General features: G+C 67.3%; 6 protein-coding genes. All 6 read right to left on the reverse strand.

The features are described 5' to 3' along the window. Positions 1-9 precede the first annotated feature (9 nt). A complete protein-coding gene (locus AB1I47_RS22135) occupies positions 10-1,035 on the reverse strand; it encodes an ABC transporter ATP-binding protein (protein WP_354685860.1) in 1,026 nt (341 codons plus the stop codon). A 3-nt stretch (positions 1,036-1,038) separates the two neighbouring features. Further along, positions 1,039-1,926 (reverse strand): ABC transporter permease, encoded by an 888-nt coding sequence (locus AB1I47_RS22140; protein ID WP_354685861.1) that lies wholly within the window; start codon positions 1,924-1,926, stop codon positions 1,039-1,041. Between the two features lie 15 nt (positions 1,927-1,941). Beyond that, positions 1,942-2,892 (reverse strand): ABC transporter permease, encoded by a 951-nt coding sequence (locus AB1I47_RS22145; RefSeq protein ID WP_354685862.1) that lies wholly within the window; start codon positions 2,890-2,892, stop codon positions 1,942-1,944. Between the two features lie 165 nt (positions 2,893-3,057). Continuing rightward, on the reverse strand, positions 3,058-4,731 hold the full coding sequence (locus AB1I47_RS22150) for an ABC transporter substrate-binding protein (protein ID WP_354685863.1): 1,674 nt from the start codon (positions 4,729-4,731) through the stop codon (positions 3,058-3,060). A 370-nt stretch (positions 4,732-5,101) separates the two neighbouring features. Then, positions 5,102-5,452 (reverse strand): hypothetical protein, encoded by a 351-nt coding sequence (locus tag AB1I47_RS22155; protein WP_354685864.1) that lies wholly within the window; start codon positions 5,450-5,452, stop codon positions 5,102-5,104. A gap of 165 nt (positions 5,453-5,617) precedes the next feature. Beyond that, the coding region (locus AB1I47_RS22160) for an IclR family transcriptional regulator (protein WP_354685865.1) at positions 5,618-6,405 on the reverse strand (788 nt) is incomplete at its 5' end.

Raw genomic sequence — 6,405 nt, forward strand, 5'->3', positions numbered from 1 at the left:
GAGGACTCCTCAGGGCGCGGTGGCCAGCAGGCAGGCAACCGGATGACCGGCCACCAGGTCGGTCAGCTGCGGCTCGCGCCGCGCGCACACGTCCTGCGCCATGGCGCAGCGCGGATGGAAGCTGCAGCCGGATGGCGGGTTGATCGGATTGGGCGGGTCGCCCGCCAGCGGCGCGACCTCGGTGCGGTGATCCGGGTCCATCGACGGCATGGAATCCAGCAGCGCGCGCGTGTACGGATGCGCGGGGTGGCGGTAGATCGTCTCGGTATCGCCGATCTCCACCACCTTGCCCAGGTACATCACCATCACGCGGTCGCACAGGTAGCGGATCACGTTGAGGTCGTGGCTGATAAAGACGTAGGTCAGGTCGAACTCCGCCTTCAGGTCGAGCAGCAGGTTCAGCACCTGCGCCTCCACCGACTTGTCCAGCGCCGACACTGCCTCGTCCAGGATCACCAGCCGCGGGCGCAGCGCGAGCGCGCGGGCGATATTGACGCGCTGGCGCTGGCCGCCCGACAGCTCGTGCGGGTAGCGCCCGGCAAAGCGCGCCGGCTCCAGCCCGACGCGCTGCAGCAGGTAGCGCGCGCGCTCGGTCGCCTCGCGCGCCGGAATGCCATGCACGCGCGGGGTGAAGGCGATCGATTCCTCGATGGTCAGGCGCGGGTTCAGCGACGAATAGCTGTCCTGGAACACCATCTGCACCTGGCTGCGGAACTGCTTCAGCGGCAACTGGGCGGAACCCACGCCCTGCGCGTCGAAGATCAGCTCGCCGCTGTCCTGTTCGGTCAGTTGCATCAGCAGCCGCGCGGTGGTGGACTTGCCGCAGCCGGACTCGCCGACCACGCCAAGGGTCTCGCCCTTGCGCACGTCGAAGCTGACGCCGTCGACGGCGCGCACGGCGGCCGCGCGCGCGCCCCGCCATGGCAAGCCGGACTTGATCGGGAAGTGCTTGACCAGCTCGTGCGCGATCACCAGCGGCTGCGCTGGACCGCCGACATCGCGGCCGGGAGAGGGGGCTTGCATCACGGCTGGCATGGTTCAGTCCTTGATTTCCATGGCCGAGCGGATGCCGTCGGCCAGCAGGTTGAACGAGACCGAAGTCAGGAAGATCATCGCGCCGGGCAGCGCCGCGACCCACGGCTGGGTGTAGATCGCCGTGCGCAGCGTGTTGAGCATCAGGCCCCACTCTGGCTCGGGCGGCTTGACGCCGAGGCCAAGAAAGGACAGGCCCGAGGCCAGGATCATCGACACCGAGATCAGGCTGGTGGCGTAGACGAAGATGGGACCCAGCACATTGTTCAGCACATGGACGCGCACGATGGTCAGCGACGACGCGCCCGAGGCGCGCGCCGCGTCGACGAACTCGCGGTTGCGCACCTGGGTGGTGACGCTTTCCGCCACGCGCACGATCTGCGGGATAAAGACGATGGTCAGCGACAGCAGCGCATTGCCCACGCCCGCGCCCAGCGTGCCGGACAGCGCGATCGCCAGCAGCACCGACGGGAACGCGTACAGGATGTCGGTGATGCGCATGATCACGGTGTTGGTCCAGCCGCCGGCGTAGCCGGCGACGATGCCCAGCGCGCTGCCGATCACGAAGGCCAGCAGCACCGGCGTGATCCCCATGAACAGCGACAGCCGCGCGCCCAGCATCAGCCGCGACAGCATGTCGCGTCCCAGTTCGTCGGTGCCAAGCGGGAAGTGCCCGGTGCCAATCGGCTTCAGTCGCTTGAGGATCGACGAGGCATACGGGTCGGCCGGCATCAGCACCGGCGCGAACAGCGCCATCAGCACCAGCGCCAGCAGCACCAGCGCGGCCAGCATGGCCAGCTTGTTGCGCAGCAGGCGCCGGCCCACCGTGGTCCAGTAGCCGGGCGAGCGCTGCACCGCGACCTTGGCGGCAGAGTTGTCGAGCGTCATTTCCATGGCGGCTCCTTTGCGCTAGCTGCGCTGGATGCGCGGGTCGAACAGCGTCTGCAGCGTGTCGACCAGCAGGTTGAGCAGCACGAAGAACACCGCCAGCACCAGGATGGTCCCCTGCAGCAGCGGGAAGTCGCGCTGGAAGATGGCGGAATTGAGCAGGAAGCCGGTGCCCGGCCACGAGAACACGGTCTCGATCAGGATCGAGCCGCCCAGCAGGTAGCCGAGCTGCAGGCCCATTACCGACAGCGCCGTCGGCGCTACGTTCTTGACCACGTGCCGAAACACGGAAAGGTCGGACAGCCCGCGTGCGCGCAGGCCGACGATGAACTCATTGGCGAGGATCTCCGCCACCAGCGCGCGCACCGTGCGCGCGACGATGCCCATCGGGATCACCGACATGGTTACGGCCGGCAGCAGCATGTACTGGATATGCTCCCAGTCCCACGCCCAGTCGCCGGATCCGCCCGGACCGGCGCCGGTGGCCGGCAGCCAGCCCAGCAGCACCGAGAACGCGATCACCAGCACCATGCCGAGCCAGTAATGCGGGATGCTGACGCCCAGTACCGACAGCAGCGACGCGGTGCGGTCCGCCACCGAATCGCGCAGATAGCCCGCGACAAAGCCGAACAGGCAGCCCAAGCTGAAGCCGATCAGCGTGGCCACGGTGGCCAGCCGCAGCGAATTGACCACGGCGGCGCCGACCTCGGCCATCACCGGGCGGCTGGTGGCGATGGAGGTGCCCAGGTCGCCCTGCAGCGCGCGCCCGAGCCAGTGCACGAATTGCTCCAGGAAGGGCTTGTCGAAGCCGTACAGCGCGGTGAGCTGGCGGCGCAACGCTTCGGAGGCATCGGGCGGCAGCACCGATACCAGCGGATCGCCCGGCGCGATATGGACCAGCGAGAAGCACAGCAGCGCCACCCCGAGCAGGATCGGCAGGGCGTAGAGGATGCGGCGGAAGAGGTATTGCATGACTGGCGGTATCCAGGAGAGGCGATGCGTGACCACCGTCATGCCCGCGCATACCCCTCCGGGGCACGTGGGCGGGCATCCAGCGTCTTAAAAAGCCGCCGGGTCCCCGCGTGCGCGGGGACGACGGTGCGAACAACCAGGTTGGCGCCGGTAAGCGTCGTGTCCTCAATCCATCGACATCGTCGCGATATCGATAAACCAGCTCTGCGGCTGCACCACGCCCTTGACCTTCTTCGAGATCGCGCGCGGGCCGACGTCATGGGCGATCAGCACGAACGGCGCCTCTTCGACGATGCGGGCATGCAGTTTGGCCAGCGCCGCGTCGCGCGACTTCTCGTCGAAGGCCGTGCGTGCGTTTTCGATCAGCTTGTCGAACTCGGCGTTGCCGAAGTAGCCCCAGTTGTTCGAGACCGGCGGCTGCGTCTTGGTGCTGACAAAGCGCACCATCGCAAAGAACGGGTCCATCGCCGCGAAGCTGACGTTGATGGCGTTGGCGCCGTGCGCGCTCGGATCCTTGGCGCCGACGCGCCAGTTGGTGAAGAGCGTGTTCCATTCGACCACGTCGAAGTCGACGTCGATAAAGCACTCCTTCAGGTTCTGCTGCACGTACTCGTTCATCGGCAGCGGTTGCATCTGGCCGGAGCCGGACGCCGAGACCTGCACCTTGACCTTGACCGGTTTGGCGGCGGAGTAGCCGGCCTCCTGCATCAGTTTCTTCGCGGCGGCGGGGTCGTACTTGATATCGAACTTCGGATTGCCCCACCACGGATTGCCGGCCTCGACGATGCCCTTGGCCTCGGCCATATAGCCGCCCAGCAGGGTCTTCAGGCCGGCGCGGTTGACGCACAGGTTGGCGGCCTGGCGCACGCGCTTGTCCAGCCACGGCGACCCCGGCGTGAATGAAAGCTGCCACGGCCACATATGCGGCTGCGCGTTGGCGTAGACCTCGAAGCCACGGCTCTTGATCTGCGCGATCGCGTCAGGCGCCGGGGCCTCGATCCAGTCCACCTGGCCTGACAGCAGCGCGGCGGTGCGGGCGTTGGCCTCGGGCATTGGCACCATCACCACCTTGTCGATCTTCGGCACGCGCTTCGCGTCCCAGTATTGCGCATTGCGCACCACTTCCAGGCGCTCGCGCGGCACGAAGCGGCTCATCCTGAATGGCCCGGTGCCGGCGGCGTCGGCGGCAAAGGCCACCCACGCCTGCTTGGAGCGCTCGACCGGGTCGGTGACCGAGGCCGGCACCGCGGCGAACTTCTTCTCCCACTGCGTGGGCGACGCCATGAACAGGTTGGTCAGGTTGTAGGGCAGGAACGAGTCCGGTTCGGACGTCACCAGCTCGACGGTGAGGTCATCGATCTTCTTCGCCGTGCGCAGCGTCGGCATGCGCGAGGCGGTCACGCCGACCTGGCTGGGATCGAACTGCTTCGCGGTCTTGTCCAGCACCTTGCCGACGTTCCACACCACGGCATCGGCGTTGAACGGGGTGCCGTCGTGGAACTTGACGCCGGGGCGCAGCCTGAACACCCACTTGGTCTTGTCGGCGGCGTCGACCTTCCATTCGGTGGCCAGCCCCGGGATCAGCAGGCTGGGTCCGTTGCCCTTGGACAGGTCCCACTGTGTCAGGCCGTCGTACATCGGGATGCCGGAGAAGCGGTTGCCTTCGAAGCCCTGGTCGGGCTGGCCCAGCGTGCGCGGGATGTCGGCCGCGGTCATGCCGATGCGCAGCACCTTGTCGGCGTGCGCCGCGCCTGGCAGCGCGAGCAGCGACAGCGCGATGGCGCTGAGGACGGACGCGGACTTGATGCCTTTCGCGAGAGGGGACGGGTCGTGATGCACAGGCTTGCTCCTGAGACGGTGGAAGTCGGAACGGCTGGGGATGAAGGCCGCCGATGTCTGCAAAGCAAGTCATGTGCCACTGCGCGCAGTGGAGGGCACCCGGATCAAGCCGGGGTGTTCGGGGGGAGAGTTCGATGCGGCGTTCGCGCGGACCGATCTGGACGGTGCCAGTGTCGGTGACGCGCGGAGCCAATCGGCTACCGCAGCGTGTCCGCTAGAGCGGTGCGCGTTCGCCGCAGAGTGCGTGGGCAGCGCGCGGTGCTGCTGCATGCCATGCTCGCGCGCGCACGCCAGCTACCGGCCACGGATGGCCCGGCTGCACGTGCGCACCCGCACCCAACACGCACGCAACGTGCACGCGCTACTGCGCCTAGTTGCAGATCGTGCCCGGTACCGGCTTGCCGGAGTTGGTCAGCCCCTGGCACGCATCGCCCGCGGCCAGGCTGGTGTCGGAAGCCGAAGATGGCGAGAGCTTCAGCTTTCCTGCCACCGTGCAGCATCCGCGTGGCGGCGGGGGAGCCGGCGTGCGCTTGATGGTCGGCGCAACGTGCGTCGGCCCGCCCGCTTCGGGCGTCTCTTCCGCGTCAGGGAAAACGCACTGCCCTTGCTGGCAGATCCGCTCTCCTTTGCATTGCATGTCGTACTGGCATCCGGCGGCCTGTGCGAACGATGACCAGCCAGCGGCCATCGACGCTGCAAAGAGCAAGGCAGAAGCTTTCATATGCCCTCCAATCGGGGCTGAGGTGAGAACCGGGACGGTGTGCCATGCGAGCACTGACGTCCCGGCACATTCAGCATAGATGCCCCGAAGGGTCCGCGAAAGCCGCTGACACTCAGGTGTTCTACCACGTGCGCGGAGCTTGATTTTCGCAGCGGGCGGCGTAGCTCAATGCGCGATCGAACGCGAGATCGCCCACGCGCATTCAACCACCAGCGGCGCCAGTTTTTTCTGCGCCTCGGCCATGCTCCAGCGACTCGCCGGCGGCGACACATGCACCGCGCCGACAGCCACGCCCCGGCTGTTGACGATGGGCGCGCCCAGGCCCATGTCGCCGATAAACAGCTCTTCCTCATTGCTCGCGTAACCCAACCGGCGGCAGGCCACCACGCGCTCGAAGATGGCTTCGACATCGGTGAGCGTCGCCGGCGTTCGTGCCACGCGCGCGGATTGCTCCAGCATCGCCATCACCTGTTCGTCTGGCAGCGTGCTCAGGTACGCGCGGCCCGAACTCGTGCAATACATCGGGATGCGCATGCCCACCGGCGTCAGCACCGGCATGTGCTTGGCGGTCATCAGTTGCGCCACATAGACCATGTCGAACCCGACCGGCTCGGTCAGGTTCGCGGTCTCGCCGCTGGCGGCGGCGAGCTGCGACAGGTATGGGCTAGCCACCGGGATCAGCGCGTCGGCGGCCAGGTAGTTGTAGCCGATCTCCATCACGCGCGGCGTCAGCCGGAAGCGGCGCGTCTGCGGGTGCTTGTCGACATAGCCCAGCGCCTCCAGCGTATGGACCGTGCGCTGCGCCGAACTCTTGTTCATGCCGGTCAGCGCGGCCAGTTCGGCCAGCGTCAGGGTGCGATGGACGCCGCTGAAGGCGCGCAGGACTTCAAGGCCTTTTTCCAGCGACTGGTTGAACAATGGGTTGTCGCGGTCGGGGCTGGGGGAGCGGGGAG

It is taken from the genome of Cupriavidus necator, from assembly GCF_040578825.1.
GTDB lineage: Bacteria > Pseudomonadota > Gammaproteobacteria > Burkholderiales > Burkholderiaceae > Cupriavidus > Cupriavidus necator_E.